General features: G+C 60.4%; 29 protein-coding genes. 23 read left to right on the forward strand and 6 right to left on the reverse strand.

Annotation, left to right across the window (positions count from 1 at the left end; genetic code table 11):
* The first annotated feature begins 290 nt into the window (after positions 1–290).
* From IVB45_RS20855 to IVB45_RS20885, 7 genes are all read left to right on the forward strand, one after another.
* Positions 291–1,427 (forward strand): AI-2E family transporter, encoded by a 1,137-nt coding sequence (locus IVB45_RS20855; RefSeq protein WP_247356188.1) that lies wholly within the window; start codon positions 291–293, stop codon positions 1,425–1,427.
* The gene (locus tag IVB45_RS20860) at positions 1,414–2,016 is read left to right on the forward strand and encodes a hypothetical protein (RefSeq protein WP_247356187.1); all 603 of its coding nucleotides are present in this window, start codon (positions 1,414–1,416) and stop codon (positions 2,014–2,016) included. The genes IVB45_RS20855 and IVB45_RS20860 overlap by 14 nt, the downstream gene beginning before the upstream one ends.
* A 45-nt stretch (positions 2,017–2,061) precedes the next feature.
* Positions 2,062–2,502, forward strand: coding sequence for a DUF992 domain-containing protein (locus tag IVB45_RS20865; RefSeq protein WP_247356185.1), 441 nt, complete (start codon positions 2,062–2,064; stop codon positions 2,500–2,502).
* A gap of 58 nt (positions 2,503–2,560) precedes the next feature.
* Positions 2,561–3,052, forward strand: a complete 492-nt coding sequence (locus IVB45_RS20870; RefSeq protein WP_247356184.1) for a hypothetical protein — start codon at positions 2,561–2,563, stop codon at positions 3,050–3,052.
* Between the two features lie 894 nt (positions 3,053–3,946).
* Positions 3,947–4,519 (forward strand): HdeD family acid-resistance protein, encoded by a 573-nt coding sequence (locus tag IVB45_RS20875; protein WP_256468852.1) that lies wholly within the window; start codon positions 3,947–3,949, stop codon positions 4,517–4,519.
* Between the two features lie 370 nt (positions 4,520–4,889).
* Positions 4,890–5,132, forward strand: coding sequence for an alkaline shock response membrane anchor protein AmaP (locus IVB45_RS20880; RefSeq protein WP_247356182.1), 243 nt, complete (start codon positions 4,890–4,892; stop codon positions 5,130–5,132).
* Positions 5,133–5,233: 101 nt separating this feature from the next.
* Positions 5,234–5,401 (forward strand): hypothetical protein, encoded by a 168-nt coding sequence (locus tag IVB45_RS20885; RefSeq protein ID WP_247356181.1) that lies wholly within the window; start codon positions 5,234–5,236, stop codon positions 5,399–5,401.
* Here IVB45_RS20885 and IVB45_RS20890 read toward each other — a convergent pair.
* Entirely contained in the window at positions 5,398–5,556 is a 159-nt protein-coding gene (locus IVB45_RS20890; protein WP_247356180.1) for a hypothetical protein, read from the reverse strand. The genes IVB45_RS20885 and IVB45_RS20890 overlap by 4 nt on opposite strands.
* A 171-nt stretch (positions 5,557–5,727) precedes the next feature.
* Between IVB45_RS20890 and IVB45_RS20895 the strand changes: the two genes are divergently transcribed.
* The 4 genes from IVB45_RS20895 (at position 5,728) to IVB45_RS20910 (ending at position 9,668) form a co-directional block, all read left to right on the forward strand.
* Entirely contained in the window at positions 5,728–7,092 is a 1,365-nt protein-coding gene (locus IVB45_RS20895; RefSeq protein WP_247356179.1) for an amidohydrolase family protein, read from the forward strand.
* A gap of 106 nt (positions 7,093–7,198) precedes the next feature.
* The gene (locus IVB45_RS20900; RefSeq protein ID WP_188106852.1) at positions 7,199–7,543 is read left to right on the forward strand and encodes a transposase; all 345 of its coding nucleotides are present in this window, start codon (positions 7,199–7,201) and stop codon (positions 7,541–7,543) included.
* Positions 7,540–7,887, forward strand: coding sequence for an IS66 family insertion sequence element accessory protein TnpB (gene tnpB / locus IVB45_RS20905; RefSeq protein WP_082758020.1), 348 nt, complete (start codon positions 7,540–7,542; stop codon positions 7,885–7,887). The genes IVB45_RS20900 and tnpB overlap by 4 nt, the downstream gene beginning before the upstream one ends.
* Before the next feature lie 44 nt (positions 7,888–7,931).
* Positions 7,932–9,668 (forward strand): IS66 family transposase, encoded by a 1,737-nt coding sequence (locus tag IVB45_RS20910; protein ID WP_247360894.1) that lies wholly within the window; start codon positions 7,932–7,934, stop codon positions 9,666–9,668.
* 238 nt (positions 9,669–9,906) lie between these two features.
* Here the strand turns inward: IVB45_RS20910 and IVB45_RS20915 are convergent, their stop codons facing one another.
* Complete coding sequence (locus tag IVB45_RS20915) at positions 9,907–10,560, reverse strand: hypothetical protein (RefSeq protein ID WP_247362818.1); 654 nt, start codon at positions 10,558–10,560, stop codon at positions 9,907–9,909.
* 209 nt (positions 10,561–10,769) lie between these two features.
* On the opposite strand from IVB45_RS20915, the gene IVB45_RS20920 reads away from it, so the two are divergent.
* From IVB45_RS20920 to IVB45_RS20970, 11 genes are all read left to right on the forward strand, one after another.
* Entirely contained in the window at positions 10,770–12,191 is a 1,422-nt protein-coding gene (locus IVB45_RS20920) for a site-specific integrase (RefSeq protein WP_247361469.1), read from the forward strand.
* Positions 12,188–12,676, forward strand: coding sequence for a hypothetical protein (locus IVB45_RS20925; protein WP_247361472.1), 489 nt, complete (start codon positions 12,188–12,190; stop codon positions 12,674–12,676). The genes IVB45_RS20920 and IVB45_RS20925 overlap by 4 nt, the downstream gene beginning before the upstream one ends.
* Positions 12,677–12,744: 68 nt before the next feature.
* Complete coding sequence (locus tag IVB45_RS20930) at positions 12,745–12,957, forward strand: hypothetical protein (RefSeq protein ID WP_247361474.1); 213 nt, start codon at positions 12,745–12,747, stop codon at positions 12,955–12,957.
* A gap of 49 nt (positions 12,958–13,006) precedes the next feature.
* Positions 13,007–13,699, forward strand: a complete 693-nt coding sequence (locus IVB45_RS20935) for a hypothetical protein (RefSeq protein WP_247361476.1) — start codon at positions 13,007–13,009, stop codon at positions 13,697–13,699.
* Positions 13,700–13,716: 17 nt separating this feature from the next.
* A complete protein-coding gene (locus IVB45_RS20940) occupies positions 13,717–13,878 on the forward strand; it encodes a hypothetical protein (RefSeq protein ID WP_247361478.1) in 162 nt (53 codons plus the stop codon).
* The gene (locus tag IVB45_RS20945; protein ID WP_247361480.1) at positions 13,878–14,219 is read left to right on the forward strand and encodes a hypothetical protein; all 342 of its coding nucleotides are present in this window, start codon (positions 13,878–13,880) and stop codon (positions 14,217–14,219) included. Before IVB45_RS20940 ends, IVB45_RS20945 begins: the two co-directional genes overlap by 1 nt.
* Positions 14,216–14,443, forward strand: a complete 228-nt coding sequence (locus tag IVB45_RS20950) for a hypothetical protein (protein ID WP_247361483.1) — start codon at positions 14,216–14,218, stop codon at positions 14,441–14,443. The genes IVB45_RS20945 and IVB45_RS20950 overlap by 4 nt, the downstream gene beginning before the upstream one ends.
* Positions 14,440–15,093, forward strand: a complete 654-nt coding sequence (locus IVB45_RS20955; protein WP_247361484.1) for a hypothetical protein — start codon at positions 14,440–14,442, stop codon at positions 15,091–15,093. The genes IVB45_RS20950 and IVB45_RS20955 overlap by 4 nt, the downstream gene beginning before the upstream one ends.
* A 2-nt stretch (positions 15,094–15,095) precedes the next feature.
* Complete coding sequence (locus IVB45_RS20960; protein WP_247361487.1) at positions 15,096–15,992, forward strand: hypothetical protein; 897 nt, start codon at positions 15,096–15,098, stop codon at positions 15,990–15,992.
* Positions 15,989–16,147 carry a hypothetical protein gene (locus IVB45_RS20965; protein WP_247361489.1) on the forward strand — a complete coding sequence of 53 codons (159 nt, stop codon included), beginning with the start codon at positions 15,989–15,991 and terminating at the stop codon, positions 16,145–16,147. Before IVB45_RS20960 ends, IVB45_RS20965 begins: the two co-directional genes overlap by 4 nt.
* A complete protein-coding gene (locus IVB45_RS20970) occupies positions 16,140–16,403 on the forward strand; it encodes a hypothetical protein (RefSeq protein ID WP_247361491.1) in 264 nt (87 codons plus the stop codon). Before IVB45_RS20965 ends, IVB45_RS20970 begins: the two co-directional genes overlap by 8 nt.
* Before the next feature lie 26 nt (positions 16,404–16,429).
* Here the strand turns inward: IVB45_RS20970 and IVB45_RS20975 are convergent, their stop codons facing one another.
* The 3 genes from IVB45_RS20975 to IVB45_RS20985 form a co-directional block, all read right to left on the reverse strand.
* The gene (locus IVB45_RS20975; RefSeq protein ID WP_247361493.1) at positions 16,430–17,443 is read right to left on the reverse strand and encodes a DUF4062 domain-containing protein; all 1,014 of its coding nucleotides are present in this window, start codon (positions 17,441–17,443) and stop codon (positions 16,430–16,432) included.
* Positions 17,444–17,997: 554 nt separating this feature from the next.
* Positions 17,998–18,267 carry a hypothetical protein gene (locus IVB45_RS20980; protein WP_247361496.1) on the reverse strand — a complete coding sequence of 90 codons (270 nt, stop codon included), beginning with the start codon at positions 18,265–18,267 and terminating at the stop codon, positions 17,998–18,000.
* Positions 18,268–18,306: 39 nt separating this feature from the next.
* Entirely contained in the window at positions 18,307–18,816 is a 510-nt protein-coding gene (locus tag IVB45_RS20985; protein ID WP_247361497.1) for a hypothetical protein, read from the reverse strand.
* 421 nt (positions 18,817–19,237) lie between these two features.
* Between IVB45_RS20985 and IVB45_RS20990 the strand changes: the two genes are divergently transcribed.
* The gene (locus IVB45_RS20990; protein WP_247361499.1) at positions 19,238–19,570 is read left to right on the forward strand and encodes a hypothetical protein; all 333 of its coding nucleotides are present in this window, start codon (positions 19,238–19,240) and stop codon (positions 19,568–19,570) included.
* Between the two features lies 1 nt (position 19,571).
* On the opposite strand, the gene IVB45_RS20995 is transcribed toward IVB45_RS20990, so the two are convergent.
* Complete coding sequence (locus IVB45_RS20995) at positions 19,572–19,724, reverse strand: hypothetical protein (protein ID WP_247361501.1); 153 nt, start codon at positions 19,722–19,724, stop codon at positions 19,572–19,574.
* Positions 19,725–19,789 lie beyond the last annotated feature (65 nt).

Here is a 19,789-nt window from a genome sequence, read left to right on the forward strand (position 1 = left end):
GGAGGCGAACATGAATGTCCGAGCCGTCTACGGCGCTTTGGCCCTGGCCGCGTCGGTTGCTACCGCGCAGCTGACCCTCGCCCGGGCAGAAACGACCGCCCCCGCCATATCCGCGCCCAAGCCTGCCGCTGCGACACTTGGGCCCGGCGCAGCGACCCCAAACACCAACACCAACTCGACAAAGCATCGCTACTGGCGGCATCGCGGCGGCTCTCATCCCCATTATGGCAGTCGCCGTATCCGTACTTAGGCTTGGCACACCGACCGCTTCGCGACCCGCGAGTTACCCCATGAGCGAGCTGAGGATTGGACCGGACCAACTACGCGACAACGCGCCGCACGAGGCTGCAGTCGTGGCACACGGGCAGCGCAGTCTTCTCGCTACCGGCCTGGCCCTGCTCGGGACCTGCGTGGCTCTCTTCCTGACCTGGAAAACCGTCTCCAGCCTCCTCATCATTTTCGCAGGCGTCCTCTTCGCGGCTCTCCTGGATGCGGCCGCCAGGGCAACGGCTCCTGTCGTTCGACTCAATCGCATTTGGCGGCTGACCGTCGTGCTGCTGCTGCTCACGGCAGCCGTCGGACTCGCGCTGGTCTGGGGGGCAGGAAAACTTCCGGAACAAACGCGCATTCTGCTGAAGGTCATGGACACCCAGTTAGACGTGCTGCAGCAGCATCTCTTGACCTACGGCGTCGATCTGCTCGGTCCGGAGTGGGGCCGCGATTTTGCGCAATGGTTGGTCTCTGATCAAGGCCGCTTCTTCAGCCACGCCCAGCGCGTCCTTGGCGGAGCATCCAGCTTTCTGGCTGGCGCGCTGGTTATCCTGTTCCTCGGCATTCTCTTTGCTTTCGATCCTACCAGCCACCGCGAGAGCATCGTTCTGCTCGCGAAGCCATCGTGTCGCGCTCGGACGCGCGAAGTGATGGATCAGATGGGTAGTGTCCTGCGACTGTGGTTCGTGGGGCAACTGATCCGCGTTGTCCTAATGACCCTGTGCGTCTGGGCAGCGCTCTATTTGATCGGCCTGCCTGGCCCTTTTGTGCTTGGCTTGCAGGCGGGCTTCTCGAACTTCGTCCCGTATCTCGGACCAATCCTTGCCGCAATTCCGATCGCGCTCGTCGCGATGCCGCTCGGCGCATCGCTGCTGATCTGGGCCGTCGCCGTCTATACCATCATCCAGTCAATCGAGGGCTACGTAGTCGGCCCGCTGATCCAGCGCCAGGCCGTCGAAATCCCTCCCGCTTGGACATTGGTGGCAATCGTGCTGCTGGGTGCCATGTTTGGCGTGATGGGCATCGCGCTCGCCATGCCGCTAGTCGCTGTCGGCCGGGTGGCGATCATCAGGTTCTACGTCGAGGATTACCTCGGGGACGCCCCCCGGCGGATGGTCGACCAGCGCAATCTCGAGGTGACGCATGATCAAGCTTGAGGCTGAACGTATCGCCGGAACGATCACGCCGTCAACACCGTCGGGGATGACGCGCTTTTTATGGCAGCAGCTTCCTTACGTCGTCGCACTAGTTCTGGCTGTTGCGGGTGTCGCCTACACCAATGCGTCGCACCAGCCCCTGGTCGGCTATTGGGAGTTCCTCGCGCTTGCGATCGGCGTGGTGTGTGTCATCGACAAATGGCCCGACCTCGGTGGCAGGGAGGAGCGCTGGCGGCTAATCTGGACTCAGGCCCTGCACTGGGTCGCCGTTCTCGTCGCGATGAACATCATGCTAGTGTCCGGTGTTCAGCAGTTGCTGCCAACGCCCGCGACAAGCCTCGTTCTCCTCACATTGCTTGCCCTCGGGACATTCCTCGCGGGCGTCAGTCTGATGTCGATGCAAATAGCCTTTCTCGGCGTCGCCATGGGCATCGCGGTCCCAGCAATCTCCTGGCTTCAGCAATCCGTGATCTTCTTCCTGCTGGGCGCCGTTTTGCTAATCGGCCTCGGCATCACCTTTTGGCTTCGCCGCCAGGATCAAGACACAAGCGGGTCCCCCATCAACACGAACACGGCAACGGAGGGTTGAATGCGAATTAGCTCGCTTGCCGCGGCCATCTGCGGATCCGCTGTCATGTACGTGCTTGCCACGCCCGCCGTAGCTGAGCCGTTCAGGGTGGGCAGACTCATCTGCGTCAGTTCACCGCGTGTGGGGCTCGTCCTGGGCTCGACGCAGGAGCTTCGTTGCGTGTTCACCGCGACGCGGCCACGCCAGCAGTTCATCTATGAGGGCCGGATTAGGCGCGTCGGTCTCGACGTGGGCGTTACCAGCGCAGGATCTCTGTCCTGGACCGTCCTAGCACGAAATTCGCGGGTCGGACCGGGCACCTTGCGGGGAAATTATGTCGGCGCGAGCGGCAACGTCGCGATGGGTCCCGGCCTCGGAGCAAATGTGCTCATCGGAGGCTCTCGCCGCTCAATCATGCTGCAGCCCCTGTCCATCGAGCGGTCGATCGGACTTAACCTTGCGGCGGGGATCACAAATCTGACACTCGGCCCGCGCGGGCGCCGATAGATCGCAGCCGACGAAGGAGACCTCCATGGCTATATCATGCAAATTCGAGCGGAGTTTGGTGAGCCACGAAGAGTACGGTGCGATCCGGGCTTCCCATCATCCGGATATCTACGCTCTCGATCCGCCAGGTCTGGAGAAGCTCCGTATCCGCCTGCGGCAGATGCGCGACAAGGAGCAGACTCTGGTGAGACAGAAGCAACGTGAACGGAGAGGCAAGGCCGAACCACGCGGCTCAAGCTTTCCGGCAACCACCGAACTCCCACTGCAGCGGATGCAGGTCTTCGCGGGCGCGCTCAAACGCCTGAACAAGGAGATAAGTCGCGTCCGGAAACTGGAAGCGCGTTCGGCGAATATTGATGCCGCTCGTCGCGCTCTCGCGATGCGGCGCAACGCCAACTTCACATCTTACCCGGCGGCAGGCGACGCGGCGAATCATGGGATGAATCTTCAGCCCAGCCGACGCCGCATGACTAGGATGTCCGGAAAGCGAATTGGCAGTATCTCACAGGCAACGAAAGCCTCTCAGGCTCGGCGCGATTCAAGACATTGATCTCTGCGAGCGCCCGTCAGCGGCAAGGCGCTCCGCGCCGCCGATGCAGTGAGCACAATAGGTTTTGGCGTTCGCAGAGCCGACGCTACACAAAACGAAGGTGAAGGCCAGAACGGGCGCCATTTTCGAAATGATCATGATTATCCTCCCTGTTGTTCGAGCGGCTCGACGGGCCGAAAGCATAATGCGGAGCCGCTTCACCTAGCGGCAGTATCGACTCGACACGCGATGCGACCTTCCACTATGCGAGCGATACCAGCAGCTGCCGTTTCGCCAATAATAGCGATGCCAATGTTGATGTCGCCGGTGGGCACCGGCTATCGCTCCGGCCGTAGCTCCTATGGCAGCGCCGCGACGACCGCCGACGGCACCGCCAATAACGGCACCCCGAATTGCGCTCTGGCCAAAGGATTCACTCGAAGGGAGCATTCCTGCAAGTGAAAGGAGAATCACCAATAGCGAAAGCTTCCGCATCTCGCAGGCCCTTTCATTTATCAAGCGCCGGTGCAAGTGTGCGCTTTATTTGCTGATCGCAGCGCATGGCATATCACCGAGCGGTCAACGGATAAATCCGCACATTGCCATTCAAATCTGAGGGTTTTTGTGGATTACCTTCGTGGTCATTCATGCAACGGGCTCTCTCTACTCAGAGCCGAGCGACGCAGCGCTTGCTCGCAGAGTCGCCCATCTGACCTCCGCCTCGAGCGCTCCCTTCCCACACGATCTGTTCCGGCGCGAACCACCTGGACCCGCATCTGCGGCGCCAGGGAAGCACTTCTAGCAGGCTTCGGGACACCGCGCATATTCCTCCTGACACATTCAGGGTTTCATCGGATGTCAGCATTGCGCGGCCGCGACTAGCGTTCCGTGGCGCTAACTGGATTAGTCGCCGGAATGCGGGAGGATGGCGTGGCCACATACGACAGCAGCCCCCACGTTAGAACCTTTGGTCCTCGCTCCCGGTGGACATGCGCGCTCCTTGGTGTCGTGATGATCGCGGCCGGCGTCTTGGCGCTGGGCGACATCGTGTTCGCGACGATCATCAGCGTCAAGCTGATCGGGCTTGCCGCAATTCTTGTCGGCGCGTTCGAGATCATCCACGCGTTTTGGACAAAGGGATGGGGCGGATTCCTTTGGCAGATCCTGCTCGGCATACTTTATCTTGCGTTCGGGTTGCTGCTGCTTATGCAGCCGGCGGCCGGTGCCCTCATCCTGACCTCGCTGCTTGGGGCGGTTCTGCTGGCATCGGGGATCATCCGGTGCGTGCTCAGCTTTGCACATTGGCAACAGGGTGGCTGGCTGATGCTGGTTTCCGGCGTCATCGGGCTGGTCGCCGGCTTCCTAATCGTGTTCGGCTTCCCGGCCATCAGCGTCTGGGCGCTCGGATTCCTGCTGGGAGTCGATTTGATTTCGCACGGAGTGGCTTGGCTGCTCTACGCCCTTCAGACAGCGCGGCGAACCGCCTGACAAAGGAGACGAAAGATGATGGACACACCGAGCCGTCGGGCTTTTCTTGGCTTTGCTAAAAATACCGTTGCTGCCGTGGCGATCGGTGCCGTCGGGGTTCGTTTCATTGAGGCCGCGGAAGCGATGCCGATCGCTCACGATCTCGGCCGGCCCAGCGCGCCACCAGACCTCCCGACGCAAACACAATGGGGACCACCGTCTCGTCGTCGGGGATGGGGCCGGCCGCGCCGGCGCCGCTGGGTTTGCTGGTGGCATCGCGGTCGTCGCCGCTGCGGATGGCGATGGCACTAGGATCGCAACGCGCGCAATCCGCCGACAGCAGATTTGTCACGAAGCCCGCGCCAGTCCTAATCAGACGAAGGAGGCAGCTTTGCGCATCACGAGTCGATGGGTCGTTGGGACCATTCTGGCAGCTCTTCTCGTCGCGGCAATCTGGTACTGCGTGGCCGTATGGCAGGCAACGCCATCCATGCCGCTTTACCGCAACGTCATCCTGGGAGGCGCTGCAATCCTGATGCTGGTGACCGGCTACGGCCTGATCGCGCTCATGTTCTACAGCCGCCGCAAGGGCTACGACGAACCCGCACACAGCAATCGCATGCGGCGGGAGTAGCGAGGAACCGGGGAAGCACTGACCCGGCCCCACGTCCGGTGCAAGGAGCGGATGATGATCCTTGCTGGCGTCTCGATCAGGCTCCTGGGGCAACTCTCCTGATGGTCGTCGCCGGCGGAGCGGCCCAAGCCGAGTCGACTCCGGCCACGCCACCCGAGGTCGGCATCGTGGAGGCGGTCAAGCGGCCGATCACCGAGAGCAGTGAATTTCTCGGGCGGATCGAGGCGATCAATCGGGTCAACCTTGTTGCCCGCGTCATGCATTACTAGAACGGCGCCTGATCGAGGAAGGCGCCGAAATCAGCAAAGGCGATGAGCTCTATCGGCTTGAGCGTGGTCCCTTCGAAGCGGATCTCGCGTCGAAACAGGCATAGGTGGCCCAGCTTGAGGCCACACTCGAGCAGGCGGCCATCCACGGCGCACATTTGCGTTTCCGCGCGGTGATGATGACCTCGGTTGCCTTCATCCTAGGCCACGTGCCGCTTGTAATCGCGACTGGCGGATAGCTCGCTCCCAGCCGCTGTCCGTTGAGCGATCAATAAGGCTGAATTCGAGGCCAGAGTGACCGTTAGGCCCACAAAGCAGGAGGTAACGACATGCTCTCCGAAGTCGTTGTGCGGATGCAAAAAGCCGCGTGTGCGGCGACCATTCTTTGGTCATGCGCCGCTCTCAGTCCTGGGCTGGCGCAGGAGCGCTCTGCCCTGACAGTTTTCGAGAATGTGCGCATTTTCGATGGGAAGAGTCAGGCGCTCTCCGCTCCGTCGAATGTCCTCATCCGGGGCAACACCATCGAGCGTATTGCGATCGCTTCCAATCCGGTCGATCGATCCCCGGACACCCGCACTATAGCAAGCGGTGGACGCGTGCTGATGCCCGGGCTCAGCGACATGCATTGGCATGCGACGATGGTTCGTCCGACCCCTGCTCAAATGCTTTCGAGCGACTTGGGCTACACGATGCTGCTCGCGGGCGCGGAAGCCACTGCTACGCTGATGCGCGGGTTCACCACCGTCAGGGACATGGGCGGCCCTGCCTTCGCGCTGAAGCGCGCCATCGATGAGGGAATCGTGGTAGGCCCTCGCATCTATCCGTCGGGTGCCGTCATCACAGTCACGGGAGGGCATGGCGACTTCCGTGAGCTCTGGGAGCTGCCGCAAAGTCTTGGCGGAACGAGCCGCGTCGAGCAGCTCGGTGGAAGCATGATCGCCGACAGCCCCGACGAGGTTCGCAAGCGAACGCGCGAACAGCTCATGCAGGGCGCATCGCAAATCAAGCTGACCGCAGGCGGCGGCGTCGCTTCGCCTTTCAGCCCACTGGATGTGACCACCTTCAGTGAGGCTGAATTGCGGGCGGCGGTCGAAGCAGCTACCGATTGGGGAACCTATGTGGCGACCCACGCCTATACGCCAAACGCCATCCGACGCTCTGTTGCTGCAGGCGTCAAGGTGATTGAGCATGGTCATTTGATGGATGAGCCGACCGCACGTCTCCTCGCGGAGGAGAATATCTGGCTGAGCACACAGCCATTCGTAGACCTCGGCGGCGCAGCCATGCTTCCTCCCGTGCAACAAGCGCAGATGCGCCAAGTGGTTGCTGGCACCGACACCACGTACGGGTTTGTCAAAAAATACAAGATCAAGACGGCCTTCGGGACTGATATTCTCTTCTCCAAGGCGTTGGCTGAGCATCAGGGTCAGGGCATCGTGGATCTCACACGTTGGTTCACCCCGGCGGAAGCATTGGCAATGGCGACTTCAGCAAACGGAGAGTTGCTTGCCCTCTCCGGTGCGCGCAATCCATATCCCGGCAAGCTCGGAGTGGTCGAAGAAGGCGCGTTGGCGGATCTCCTGCTCGTCGACGGCAATCCCTTGGAGGACATTCGCCTCATCGCCGACCCGGAGAACAAATTCGTCGTGATCATGAAGGACGGCATCATCTACAAGGACATTCGTCCGAAATGATCCCTGGGCGGGATGCTTCGTACGCCCACGATGAAGGCCGCCTTGTTCTGAGAGGCGGATTGAGCACTCATAAGCACGTGTTTAAGAGCGAGCTTAAGAGCGATTGATGGGTCAGATTTCGGTGCTGACGGGGCCGGAACGCCGGCGGCGTTGGAGCGAGGATGAGCGGTGCCGGATCGTTGCGGAGGCCTTTGCGCCGGGATCGTGTGTGGCGCAGGTTGCGCGGGATCACGATATTTCAACGGGGCTGATTTACACCTGGCGGCGTCGGCTTCGCCAGGACCTTGCTGACCAGGGCTTTGTGGAAGCGGCGATGGAAGCGGAGCCGATCAAGGAAGCGGCACCGTCCGGTGAAGTGATCGTGGTGGAATTGACGGGGAGCGGACGGATCAGGATTTGCGGGTCGGCGCCGCCCTTGCTGGTGTCGGCGGTGTTGAAGGCGCTGCGATGATTCCGATCCCCTCTGGCGTGCGGGTATGGCTGGCGACGGGCCATACCGATATGCGGCGCGGCTTTCCGAGCCTGGCTTTGCAGGTGCAGGAGGTCTTGAAGCATGACCCACTGGGGGGTCATTTGTTTTGCTTCAGGGGGCGCCGTTCAGATCTGATAAAAATCATCTGGCACGATTCTCAGGGAGCGTGCCTGTTTACAAAAAGACTCGAAAGAGGAAGATTCATCTGGCCTTCGGCTGCCGGTGAAGCCGTGACGATCTCTCCGGCGCAGCTTTCTTACCTGCTATCTGGGATCGACTGGCGGAATCCTCAAGAAACTTTGCGTCCAACGCGAGTTGGATAGCATTCTGCGATTGAACCTACCGGGAAATCTGATTCACTGGCTTCATGAGTTTGAAGCCGGATGACCTTCCTTCGGATCTCGCCAGCGCCCAGGCGGCGCTGTTGATCGAACGTGAGGCGTTGCGGGCTGAACGCGACGCGCGGCTGAGGGTCGAGGTCGAACGCGATGCGGCCGCGGCGAAGGTCAGCCGGATACAGGCCGAAGCCATCAATTGGCAAGCCGAAGCGGCGAACGCGCGGGCGAAGCTGTCGGACAATGAGGCGCTGATCGCGCATCTCGAGCTGCGGATCGAGAAGCTCAAACGCGAACTGTACGGGCCGCGTTCCGAGCGCACGGCGCGGCTGATCGAGCAGTTGGAATTGGAACTTGAAGAACTCGTCACCACGGCGAGCGAGGATGAGCTCGCCGCGCAGGCCGCGGCGGCAAAGGCGCAGAGCGTACGCGCCTTCACGCGCAAGCGGCCGGTGCGCAAGCCATGGCCGGATGACATCGAACGCGAGCGCGTCGTCATTGAGGCTCCAACGACCTGCGCCTGCTGCGGTGGATCGCGGCTGGCGAAGATCGGTGAGGATGTGACCAAGACGCTGGAGGAGATCCCGCGCCGCTTCAAGCTGATCGAGACGGTACGCGAGAAGTTCACCTGCCGCGATTGCGAGAAGATCAGCCAGCCGCCCGCGCCGTTCCATGCCACGCCGCGCGGCTTCATCGGCCCACAATTGCTGGCGACGATCCTGTTCGACAAGTTCGGCATGCATATCCCGCTCAACCGCCAGAGCGCGCGCTTTAAGGCCGAGGGGATCGACCTGCCGTTGTCGACACTGGCCGACCAGGTCGGCCACGGGACCTTTGCCGTCATGGCGCTCTTCCACCTGATCGAACGCCATGTACTCGCGGCCGAGCGCCTGCATGGCGACGACACCACCATCCGTATCCTGGCGAAGGGCAAGTGCACGACCGGGCGGATCTGGACTTATGTGCGGGATGACCGGCCCTTTGCCGGGCCTGCGCCGCCGGCGGCGGTCTATTACGCCTCGAGCGACCGACGAGGCGAGCACCCCCAGAAGCATCTGGCCGCCTTCGCCGGTATCCTGCAAGCCGATTGCTACAACGGCTTCGAGCCGCTGTTCGACCCGCAAAAGAAAGCGATGCCGATCACACCGGCGTTTTGCCTGGCCCATGCGCGGCGGGGCTTCTTCGAGCTGGCTGACATCGAGAAAAATGCTCGGGAAGGTAAGAAGGGCAAACCGGTCTCTCCGATCGCGCTGGAGGCGGTCAGACGCCTCGATGCGTTGTTCGAGATCGAGCGCGCTATCAATGGCTGCGGCGCCGACGAGCGGCGCGCCGTGCGCCAGGAAAAGAGCAAGCCGCTTCTCGAGGACATGCACGCCTGGTTGCTGCGTGAGCGCGAAACCCTCTCGCGCTCCTCCGAGGTCCTGAAGCCTATGAACTACATGCTCAGGCGCTGGGACGACTTCGCCCGCTTCCTCGACGATGGCAGGATCTGCTTGACCAACAATTGCGCTGAGCGCGCATTGAGGGGCATCGCATTGGGAAGGCGCAACTGGACCTTCGCCGGCAGCCAGCGTGGCGCCGACCGTGCCGCCATCATGCTGACGATGATCACGACCTGTCGCCTCAACGACGTCGATCCCAAGGCCTGGCTCGCCGACGTCCTCGCCCGTATCGCCGATCTTCCCGCGTCGCGTCTGCACGAACTGCTGCCCTGGGAATGGAAGCTCCTGCGCCAAGCCGACAAGCCCGCCGGTCAGCAGGCCGCCTGACCTTCACGCAACGCCATCATAGAGCTCGCCGTGCCCGCGCGCATGCGTCAATCAGGCGGTCCTCGTCGTATGCGTACGATGCTTCGCGCGCTGCCGGTCTTGCTCGCACGCAATTCACGTCTGCGCAGGTTCATTGCCGCCGTGGGCTTCCCGATCACAAGCCAGCATCGGAGACAGTGGCGGAATGAACATCGTCAAAAGTCTCGCGCAGATCGTCTGGCGGTACGCGGTATCTCTATCAGGCGTCGGATTGGCGTTGGGAGCATTGTTCTTCGCGGCGGCACTTACGCCGACGCTCGTCCCAAAAAGCTATTTGATCCAGGGAGTCCTTGCCGGCACCTGCTTTGCGATCGTCTACGAATGCAATATAGTGTTCTAAATTCAAAGCATCGATAAGTATTCTCTGCTCTGGGAGCAAGTTCTGCATCACATCGTCGTCAATATTTACAAGAACATCCACGTCTCCGGGATCTGGTTTTTCTGAAAGAAAACTGCCGTCAACGAACGCTATGCAGGAAAGCTTTACGCGAAGCAGCTCCTGGGCAAGCTCTTCCAAGGCATAGGAGAGCTTTTCTCTTCTCTGCCGTGCTTGGCCATGAAATCGATGAACGCAAAGGGACTCGATCTCACGGAGCGTCATAAAGTGACGCCCCGGCGCCAGTAGCGGCGGGTGATCGAACTTGTGCGCTGCTATTGCAGCCGTAGCCCCCAGCGCTTCCACCATCAGCAATTGCGGTGTGGCGCTGACTCGCCTTAACAGATCGTGGCTGGGTACGGTAGGTGCAATATTCCCTGCCGAGTGCCCAGAACGCTTGCTGAACGGAATTTTGTAAACCGGCTGTAAACAGGCGATGCGCCGTAGGCCGACGGCGCCGAACTGACCTTGATGCAATTTAGAAAAATGGTCGGAGCGAGAGGATTTGAACCTCCGACCCCTAGTCTCCCAGACTAAGGCGGTACCATAACGAGACTGAATGTCCAGCGCCCCAGACTAGCTTGTTATACATAGCTTTTTTAAGTAATTGCACGCATGTTACTCACGTGGGGTAACGGGCTCTAACAGCTTCCAAACGTTACCCCACCGCACCTTGGGGTAACGGCATGGCTAAGACTAGGGCGCTATCTAGCCTGGCGATCGAGCAGCTTAAGCCGCGAGCAGTTCGCTACGAGAAATCGGACGGCGGCGCCGCCGGGCTCTTTCTGGTGGTGCATCCCTCCGGGGTCAAATCATGGGTGTTCCGCTTCCGCTCGCCGGTCGAACGTGATGAGGTTGGTCAGCGCGCGCCCAAGAAGCTGACATTGGGATCGCTGGCGCTCACGGCCTCGCAAGTCGAACCGCAAATCGGGCACCCGTTGACCCCGGGGCAGGCGCGCATGCTCGCGACCGCTGCAGCGGAGGACGTTCGGCGCGGCATCGACCCAACGCACGTGCGGCGCCAGGAGAAGGCCGAGACCAAACGCGAGGCCATGCGGGACGACACGATCGACGCGGCCATGATTGAGTTCCTAAAGCGCTACAAAGGCCGGAAGCGCCAAGGGCTGCGCGAGTCCACCCGGCTCCTGACTGCCCACTATTTTGGGCTGAAGCCGGATCCCGAGCAGCCCGGGGAATGGCAAACCACCAAAAACGGGGTACTTGGCAAGTGGTCCGGCCGCCCCCTCGCCTCCATCGCCAAGCACGACGCGATCGTTCTGCTCGACGGACTGGTCGACTCCGGCCGCGGGGTGACCGCCAATCGGACCCTGACCACGCTCAAAACCTTTTTCGACTGGTGCGTCGACCGGGACATGCGGGAATCGTCCCCCGTCGCCTCGCTCGACGCCTTCGCTAATGAGATCAGCCGCGAACGTGTCCTGTCCGCCGCCGAACTGGTCGCGGCGTGGAAAGTGGCGGACCGCGAAGGCTATCCCTTCGGCCGCCTTGTTCAATCTCTGATTCTGCTCGGGCAGCGGCGTGACGAGCTGCGCGAACTGCCCCGCTCCGAACTAGATATGAACGGCACATCGGTTCTGCTCGACGACGGCACCCGATGGAAAGAGCCCTTGTGGACGATCCCAAAGAACCGCACCAAGAACGGTCGCGAGCACCTTGTGCCTCTCTGTTCCCAAGTGGTGGCACTGTTCAAATCCCTTCCCATCATCAAGGGAAAAAGTCTGCTGTTCACCACGACGGGTCAGACGCCGATTAGCGGGCTGTCCAAGGCAAAGAAGCGCTTCGATGACGCAATGCTTGCCGAACTGCGGAAGGCCGATCCGGCGGCACAAATGGAACCTTGGACGCTGCACGACCTGCGTCGGACGTTCTATTCCGGCCTGCAGGCGCTCGGGTTCTCAATCGAGACCGCCGAGGCGTGTGTTAATCACTCGTCCGGCGCAATCCGCGGGGTGGCTAGGGTTTACGCGCGTCACAAGTATCTGCGCGAAAAAGCCCAAGCCTTCGCCGCGTGGGGTCGATATGTCGAGGATCTGGTGAACAAGCGCCCGGCCAGCAATGTCCACGCGTTCCAGAAGGAGCCTGCATGAGCACGGCCCCTAAACCACCTCCGCCTAGCGTGCCGCTGTCGGATGAGGAGGAAGCCGCCCGCGATCGAGACGCGGCCGCCGCTCAATTATCTATCGCCTGGCAAGATGCGCTCGATTGGGCGAAGCGCGGCGACCGTCGTTCGCTCGTCGCAATGCTTCGCGGGGAATATTCACTGGATGATGTGGATGTCCGCGCCTTTCTCGCCGACGTGCTCGAAGAAAAAGAGAGACGGCCAAGAGGAAAACCGGCACGCCGGCCGATGCACACATTCTTCGTGGATGCCAAGGGCCGTGTTTCATGGATCGACAAGCGGGACGGTCAGCATTTCACAATCAAAAAGTGGCTGCAGGAGAACAAAAAAGCGCATCGTGGTCACAGCGCCCTGTTGGAGGCTGCCGCGAAGCACTTCAAGTTGGATCCGGAAGTGATTGAGAACATCGCGCGCCGCTCGTCTAAAGCCCGGCCAGATCCCGCACCGAAATAGCACAATTAGCTGCTGAATTAATCTAGCTCGGAACGTGGCACCTTGTGCGTAACATACGCGAGGTCACGATGTCCGCTGACGATCCGAACGCCCTGATCCCCACGTCGCAAGTGCGCGCTCGCTACGGCGGCGTGAGTCACATGTGGGTTGAGCGCCGTCTGAAAGACGATCCTGACTTCCCTCGCCCGCTGTACATCGCCAAGCGTCGCTTCTGGCGCCTGGCAGAGCTTGCCACCTGGGAGCGCTCAGTTGCCGCGCGCAGGCAGCCCATCGCGGCGTGATGTTGACAATCAACATTCGACGTAAATTGCCAACATCAGGAAACTACCAATGAACCAGCCCTATTTCCGTCACATCGAGCAGGCCGCCGCGGCGATCTCGAACGCAGCAATCCGCAGCGCGCTCACCAGCACGATCGAACTGCATCGCAAACTGGACGACGTGACGAGATCGTCCGTTGCCAACATTCGCGACGACAAGGACCTGAGCCCGGCCGGCAAGACCAAGAAGGCCCGCGACGTCATCGGTTCGCGTGCATGGGAAGTGATCAAGGCCAAGATGCTGGCGCGCCGCCTGGCCGAAAACATCGAAGAAAAACGCGCCGCGCTGAAGCTGCCGGAAATCGACAAGACCGACGCCGCCGGCGCCATTCTTCGCAATCGTGTCCGTGACCTACTCGCCGGCAAGACCAATCAGGAATTGCGCGGCCTGATCCCGACCATGTCGTCGCTCTATCTGCAGGCGATCCTCGAAGCGCCCGACCTGATCGGCGCCGACGCGCAGACTGCGGACGTGGCGCGGAGCGCCGCCATCGAACTGGCGCACCCTGGCATGACCGCCAAGCTCGAAGCCGAGCGCGATGCGGCCAACCTGCTCGCGAACGCTACCGAGGCGGCCGCCAACACCTTTGGCGAACTCGGCGAGTTGCCGAACAAGACGGCGATCGAAGGCTTTCTAAACGAGCGCGTGGCCGATCAGCGGCACATCGCCGCCGACGTCGAACGCCAGATCACCGAAGCGTAACCCACAGGAGCACACCCATGGTCAAGAAACTCAACGCCACGTCCGCCGCCCGCGAAGTCATCGCCGCCGGTCAGCCGGTCGTGGACGTCAAGTTCACGCCGACGCCGGATCCGCGCCAAGCCGCGCCGGCCAAGAAGCCGCTTCCGGCCGATCTCGCTCGCGCGCTGGGACAGTCGTAATGAGCTACAATTACGCCACCGATCGCGGATTGATCGTTCCGTTCACCGGCAATCTCACAATCACTCGCAATGACGAAGGCAAGATTTTCCGTTGCGACGACACCAACAACGTGACGGTCACGATCATGAACGACCTGCACACGGGGTTCAATTGCGGGTTCGTGATGTACGGCACCGGCACGATCACGCTCGCAGCGAGCCCGCATGTCGTCAACAAGTCCGCCAAGACCACGTTGTCCACGCAGTATCAGGCCGGATCGCTCATGGTGCTCAATCGCACCGGTGGCAATTTCGGCGTCGTCGCGGATATCGAGATCCTCGTCGGCGGCGACTTCGCATGACCCACGCCATCAGCGCGATCGTCCTCGATTTCGAAGCTGCGGCACTTGCTGCCGTGGCGAACGGCGGCAGTGTGTCCGACGTCGAGGCGGCGCGAGACGATGCGGACGACAAGCTGCGCGTGATGAAGGCCGGGGCCGATGCGGATTTGCTCGACGCAATCTTCGCCGCGGCGTTGGAGATCGGCACGAAAGCAAACATGGCCCTCAAGGCGGCCCGCAAATGACCGCTAACAACCTTGTCGCCTCCAAGAAACACAATGGCATCTGGATCACCACGGACGCGGCGAGCTACGACGACGCCGGCTTCGTTTGCAGCTTCGGGTCGAAGATCCGCCCTATTCCAGAGTGGTCCGCCGTGGTCACAGGTCGCGGCAACACCTTCGGCCTGGACACAGCAGCGCGCGAACTGACCCGCCGCGCTTCAAGCTTCGACGAACTGGTCGCCATCGCTTCGCGGGAGCTGCCGTTAATCGTCGACGAATTCCGGCTGTATCGGCCGTTCGAACTAAACCTGGCAGGCTTCTTTCGTGGTCGTCCGATGATCTTTTTCATTCGGACGCCCGGCGACCACGACAGCAGCGGCATGGGCATGCGGCCGTACCTCGTTTGCCCAATGGGGTCGACGCTGTTCGGCCCCGATCCTTCCGCGGTGGCCAGCTTCGTCGAGCCCGATCCGGACGATTTGCCAAAGAACATCGTGAGCAGCCTTTGCGACCTGATCAAGCTGCAGCGCCACGTTCCGGCGGAGGATGGCTATTCGCGCGTCGGCGGTTATGCCGAGCTGACCACCATCCGCGCCGACAACATCGAGACGCAGATTTTCCATCACTGGCCGGATGATCGGATCGGCCAACGCATGACCACGGAGCACTGAACATGGCGGCGATGGGCATTTTCCGGACCAAGGACGCTGCGAAGGCGATGGGTGATCAGTTCCAGTCGTGGATTGATCGTGGGCTCGTGGATCCAAAGAATTTGGAGGAATTCTCTGCCGCGCTGAATGTCTCCAGCAAGCAGATGGAAGACCTCGCCGATCAGGCCAAGGTTGCCGGCGCGGCGCTGCCCCAATTCCAGCAAGCATTGAACGACGTCGCGAACGGTCGCAAGCAACTCGACAGCTTGGCGACCGAAGCCATGAGCGTCAATCGCGGGTTCTTCACGACGTTTGGGCAACAGATCCGCCAGGGCGCGAACGCGTGGGACGCTTTCAAATCGTCCGGTCTCGATGCACTCGGCAAGATCGCGGATAAATTATCGTCAATGGCAGCGGACAAACTGTTCGCCTCGGCGTTCGGTGGCTCGTCTGGTGGGATCGCATCGCTGTTCGGGCTCGGTGGCGGCGGTGCTGGCTCCGGCAGCGTGCCGTCATGGTCGGGTGCCGATCTCGGCGCCGGCACGGGCGGCCTTTCCATCCCCATGTTCGCGGGCGGTGGCTATACCGGTTCCGGTGGCAAGTATCAGCCCGCCGGCGTCGTCCACAAGGGCGAATATGTGATGGACGCCGTGACCGTGCGGCGCGTCGGCGTGGCCAATCTGGACAGCCTGCGCGGCTATGCCGATGGCGGCATGGTGGGCAACATGGCGCGCGCCGCGCGTGGTCAGGGCGGCGGCCCCGCAGTGGTCATGCAGGACAACAGGCAAATCAGCATTGGTCAAGGTGCGTCCGCTGAAACCGTGTTGCAACTCCGCGAGGAATTGGCCCGCGATCGCGCCGCCAGATATTCGGACACGGTCAAAATCGTGCAGAGCGCGAAGAAAAGGCGGGATCTATGACCGCGCCAAAGCACAAGCAGCAACGCGATCAGCGCACCGAAAAGCGGCCCGAGCCCTCCGGCGATACGCTGACGTTGGACCCTGATTTCGACGAGCTGCACGCGGCGAACGAGGAATGGTGCCGGTGGAGATTCCCCGAGCGCGACCATGACTGAGATCGACAACCGCGCGCTCCGTCGAGCCCTGCAGATCGAACGCTGCACGCGCAAGTTACTTGCCAAGCGCTTGCGCGGCTTCATGCCGCCTGCGGAGTACGCCAGATTTATAGAGGTTTGCCGGGATGAAGCGTTCGAGATGAGCGCCCACCTGGCAAATGTGACTGCTCCATCGACTGGTGACGACCAGTTGGCGAAGCAGTCGGCGGCCGAACCGGTGTCGACGGGCGTTGGTTCGGTCGTTTCGGGTGCTTGATGCGGACGCGTGTTAAGCATTCCGCCTTAAGGTCCTGGCTTTGCTTGGGCGAGTCTTGCTGCCGCGTAGGCCTTGCCCTTCTTCGTTGCGATCCAATTGTATTTCGGAGTGATAATAAAACCATCGTTTGTGATTGCGACTTCGATCAGGTTGAGCGCTTCCAATTGTCGACGAAGCATGATCCTGCAGTCGTCCGTTAGGTGATAGGTGGCGCCTTCAACTGTCATTCGCTCATTGAGGGCAGCAAAGTATGCGATATATGCACAGATTGACGACTCTCTTGGATCTTCTCGCATCTCATCAAAGATCGAGGTGTAGACCTGCCCAAGACCGATTTCGACCGCGTGCCGAATTGTTTTGGGAGTCTTGCTGCCTTCTATTGGCACTAAGATTTGGAAATCCACCACAATTCCGTCATCAGGCCCTATCAAAGCGGGATTGAAGAAGGAGTCATCTTGATAAGTTGCTAGTCTCGTCCGCAATTCTTCGTTTTCAATCCGAAGGCGTTCCAGATCCTGCAATACCTTTGGATCTATTGCTTGGTCGCCGCGCACCCAGCCCGCTCGAGGCGTAAGGTTCATTGCGTGCGCCACTGCGGTGACAACTTTAAGGCACAGGTCATCAACAGTGCTCCAATGCTCGACAAGACGTCCGGTCTTCAGCTTTGCCTTGAATGCCTCTAGCTTCTCTCGCTTATCAGGATCAGTCTCCACCTTGCCGAAGGGTATGGATTCAGGGGCAGCGGGCAGAAACGCCAGCACAGGTATCCCCTTCGATCGAGCGAAATCGAATTCGTTCTCAGTAAAGCTGCGACCATTGTCCGCGAGTGAACCGTACCGAGCGCCTACCAAGACCACATAGTAGTCACTACGATTGATGATGCGCTGGATAAATTCAAGCTGCTGCTGATCCGAGGCAGGAAACAATTCCATGCCCGCAGCGATGTAGCCGGCCTTGGCGAGCGCGTTTGAAACCTGGGATCGCTCGTCTTTGAGATCCTCGAAGGTCGAGCTGACAAAGACTTGGAAAATTCGGTCCACGATGTTGCACCTCGGAGAAGACTCTAATTTCGCTTTTGCGAGCTAACCGGATAGAGCGTTACGGCCAAGGACTTCGCCCAAGGCGATCGTCCCAATCCACCTCCGTTATTGCGATCGGCGTGCCTTCGTGGTCCCGTTTGTCGAAGAAAGCTTTCGCTTTTTCGTAGGTTTCGTGAATGACGGCACTCGGGTACCGAGGGGTCTTATCGCTTTCGAAGATGACTATCCAACCGCGCTTGATCATCGCTCTGCCTCCTAAAACCCCGGCAGGGGTCCGGACACTTTGATCGTGGCGTCTTCCCCGGTTACTTCGCTCAAGATGATATCGATTACCTGACCATCGCGGAGACGAAGCTGCGATTTCCCGGCCGTGAACCCCTCGAACAAGACGCCCATGTCGCCTTCTATCGAACCGGACGCACTCTTCGAAGATGCAGATTGAAATACGCTAATGTCGTACGACACTTCGCCCTTAGCGGCCCCGTCGACCATGAGAATCCCTTTGCCGCTTAGGTGCCCTAGCATTTGCATGTTTTTTCCTTGAGATTAGATGGTCAAACGTTGTCGCCAAGCTTGCGGCGAAACTCTGCCCGTTCATATGCACCTAAAATGAATTCCCGCAGGCCGCCCTTGAAACTGAGACTCAGCCGTCTAACCTCAACAGGAAAGCCAGCGGCTTCGGCATCTTCTTTCAATCGATCTGCGCGAACACCAGCGAGATATTTATGATCGCTAGGATCTGTTTGGTCACCTAGGCTCCCTAGGTTCTTCGATGTCCAGTCAGACAGGAAGGCTTCAAATTTCGGATTGCGGTCGTCGGTCATTTGATTTTCCTATCTAGTACCCGGGCGGCGTGCCTACGCCTACGTTGCCGGCTTCGCCTGCTTACGGGCGCTGGCAACAGGAGCGACCGGAGCCGGCGCAGGCGTCTCCATGCTCGCCTTTAGCTCGTCGAGCGTCTGCTGTGTCCGCGTTGCACCTTCACCTCCGTTTACCGGGGTGATGCGCTCGAAAGCCGAACCAGGGTTCGTAACGAACATCCCGGCCGCAACGACGCGAGTTGTGTCACCGATAGGCGCGAAGGTGAACACGATCCGCTCGGCGGGGATGCCGTCATATTTGGATCCCATCAACAGCACGGCCCCGAAGTTTTCGGACGGCTTCTCGACCTGCAAAAGATACTCGGTGTCTTTCGTCACGTTGAATCGCTTGTCCATGGCAAGAGATAGTAGCCGCGCCTTGATGGCCGCCGTCGTGGCGCGGATCGTGACTTCGGGCTTACCGCTAGCGGTGTTAGGTGCTTCCGCTGCGGTTTGACAACCGGCGAGAGCAAGGACCAAGACGGCAGCCATTGTGCAATTGCGAATGAACATAGATTGCCCCCTAATCAGGACATTTAAACGCAACTTTGGCGAGAACGCAACGAAAACTCTGTGGAAATAGGGGTTTATGGAAACTGTCAACATTAGACGAGCCAGTATCGTGTTAGCGAACGGTTGTGACCACGCCAGCGCCCCGCCTCATGTCTGGATCCGACGCCGCCACGTACTGCAACGTGACGATGGCCACGTGGGCGAAGTGGGTAGCCGCAGGCTCGATGCCTAAACCGGTAATCGGGCGTCGATGGGACCGTAAAGCGATCGACCTGGCCCTAGACAAGTTGTCAGGTATCCAAATGCCAGCCCCGCACCCACAAGATGACGAATACACCACATGGAAACACGGCTACGAGGCTCAAAAGGAGGCCCGCGCGGAGGCGGAATGGGTGCGGAAATATGAGGCGCGAAAGACGCGATGACCGATGACGACGCACTGATCACGCTCGATGAAGCCGCCAAGCTCATCCCTGGCGCCGATGCGGACACGCTGAAGCGCATGCACAGGGCCGGAAAGCTGGTCTGCTACAAGCCCGGCAAGAAGCTTCTCACGACCGCAGCGAACGTTGGCGAGGCGGTGCGGACGAACTATCGCGCGACTCCCCTGCGGGCTCCGTCGGGTCAACCGGACGCGGCATCTATGGAGCGATCGCGCGCGGCGCTCGACTTGGTGCTGTCTCGTCTGCCGACGAAACCCAAAAAGGCGGCGCGAGCAAAAGCCCGGCCGCCCCGCAGGCCCGAAAGCAAGTGATTTAATCCGCCTTTGGCATTTTAACGCCGTGCTCTTTGGCGAGTGCCTTAAAGGCGGCGAAGGAGCGGTCGACCGCGCTCTTTGCGTTGACCATCTCCTGCGCCATCGCAATGACCGTGCGCTTCGTGAAGTCCATGTCGGTTTTCTTAGCCATCAGGTCGTCCCCTCAGGTGTTGTTGATTTTTTAAGAATAGCAGGTATAGAACATAATTCAATAGT

The sequence above is a fragment of the Bradyrhizobium sp. 4 genome (assembly GCF_023100905.1).
In the GTDB taxonomy this organism is placed as follows: domain Bacteria; phylum Pseudomonadota; class Alphaproteobacteria; order Rhizobiales; family Xanthobacteraceae; genus Bradyrhizobium.

What these genes read in the sequence shown, in the direction of transcription:
- IVB45_RS20855 (WP_247356188.1), top strand. Translation starts at nt 291, where the DNA reads ATGAGCGAGCTGAGGATTGGACCGGACCAACTACGCGACAACGCGCCG.
- IVB45_RS20860 (WP_247356187.1), top strand. Translation starts at nt 1,414, where the DNA reads ATGATCAAGCTTGAGGCTGAACGTATCGCCGGAACGATCACGCCGTCA.
- IVB45_RS20865 (WP_247356185.1), top strand. Translation starts at nt 2,062, where the DNA reads ATGTACGTGCTTGCCACGCCCGCCGTAGCTGAGCCGTTCAGGGTGGGC.
- IVB45_RS20875 (WP_256468852.1), top strand. Translation starts at nt 3,947, where the DNA reads ATGCGGGAGGATGGCGTGGCCACATACGACAGCAGCCCCCACGTTAGA.
- IVB45_RS20885 (WP_247356181.1), top strand. Translation starts at nt 5,234, where the DNA reads ATGGTCGTCGCCGGCGGAGCGGCCCAAGCCGAGTCGACTCCGGCCACG.
- IVB45_RS20890 (WP_247356180.1), bottom strand. Translation starts at nt 5,556, where the DNA reads ATGTGCGCCGTGGATGGCCGCCTGCTCGAGTGTGGCCTCAAGCTGGGC.
- IVB45_RS20895 (WP_247356179.1), top strand. Translation starts at nt 5,728, where the DNA reads ATGCTCTCCGAAGTCGTTGTGCGGATGCAAAAAGCCGCGTGTGCGGCG.
- IVB45_RS20900 (WP_188106852.1), top strand. Translation starts at nt 7,199, where the DNA reads ATGGGTCAGATTTCGGTGCTGACGGGGCCGGAACGCCGGCGGCGTTGG.
- tnpB (WP_082758020.1), top strand. Translation starts at nt 7,540, where the DNA reads ATGATTCCGATCCCCTCTGGCGTGCGGGTATGGCTGGCGACGGGCCAT.
- IVB45_RS20910 (WP_247360894.1), top strand. Translation starts at nt 7,932, where the DNA reads ATGAGTTTGAAGCCGGATGACCTTCCTTCGGATCTCGCCAGCGCCCAG.
- IVB45_RS20920 (WP_247361469.1), top strand. Translation starts at nt 10,770, where the DNA reads ATGGCTAAGACTAGGGCGCTATCTAGCCTGGCGATCGAGCAGCTTAAG.
- IVB45_RS20925 (WP_247361472.1), top strand. Translation starts at nt 12,188, where the DNA reads ATGAGCACGGCCCCTAAACCACCTCCGCCTAGCGTGCCGCTGTCGGAT.
- IVB45_RS20930 (WP_247361474.1), top strand. Translation starts at nt 12,745, where the DNA reads ATGTCCGCTGACGATCCGAACGCCCTGATCCCCACGTCGCAAGTGCGC.
- IVB45_RS20935 (WP_247361476.1), top strand. Translation starts at nt 13,007, where the DNA reads ATGAACCAGCCCTATTTCCGTCACATCGAGCAGGCCGCCGCGGCGATC.
- IVB45_RS20940 (WP_247361478.1), top strand. Translation starts at nt 13,717, where the DNA reads ATGGTCAAGAAACTCAACGCCACGTCCGCCGCCCGCGAAGTCATCGCC.
- IVB45_RS20945 (WP_247361480.1), top strand. Translation starts at nt 13,878, where the DNA reads ATGAGCTACAATTACGCCACCGATCGCGGATTGATCGTTCCGTTCACC.
- IVB45_RS20950 (WP_247361483.1), top strand. Translation starts at nt 14,216, where the DNA reads ATGACCCACGCCATCAGCGCGATCGTCCTCGATTTCGAAGCTGCGGCA.
- IVB45_RS20955 (WP_247361484.1), top strand. Translation starts at nt 14,440, where the DNA reads ATGACCGCTAACAACCTTGTCGCCTCCAAGAAACACAATGGCATCTGG.
- IVB45_RS20960 (WP_247361487.1), top strand. Translation starts at nt 15,096, where the DNA reads ATGGCGGCGATGGGCATTTTCCGGACCAAGGACGCTGCGAAGGCGATG.
- IVB45_RS20965 (WP_247361489.1), top strand. Translation starts at nt 15,989, where the DNA reads ATGACCGCGCCAAAGCACAAGCAGCAACGCGATCAGCGCACCGAAAAG.
- IVB45_RS20970 (WP_247361491.1), top strand. Translation starts at nt 16,140, where the DNA reads ATGACTGAGATCGACAACCGCGCGCTCCGTCGAGCCCTGCAGATCGAA.
- IVB45_RS20980 (WP_247361496.1), bottom strand. Translation starts at nt 18,267, where the DNA reads ATGACCGACGACCGCAATCCGAAATTTGAAGCCTTCCTGTCTGACTGG.
- IVB45_RS20985 (WP_247361497.1), bottom strand. Translation starts at nt 18,816, where the DNA reads ATGTTCATTCGCAATTGCACAATGGCTGCCGTCTTGGTCCTTGCTCTC.
- IVB45_RS20990 (WP_247361499.1), top strand. Translation starts at nt 19,238, where the DNA reads ATGACCGATGACGACGCACTGATCACGCTCGATGAAGCCGCCAAGCTC.
- IVB45_RS20995 (WP_247361501.1), bottom strand. Translation starts at nt 19,724, where the DNA reads ATGGCTAAGAAAACCGACATGGACTTCACGAAGCGCACGGTCATTGCG.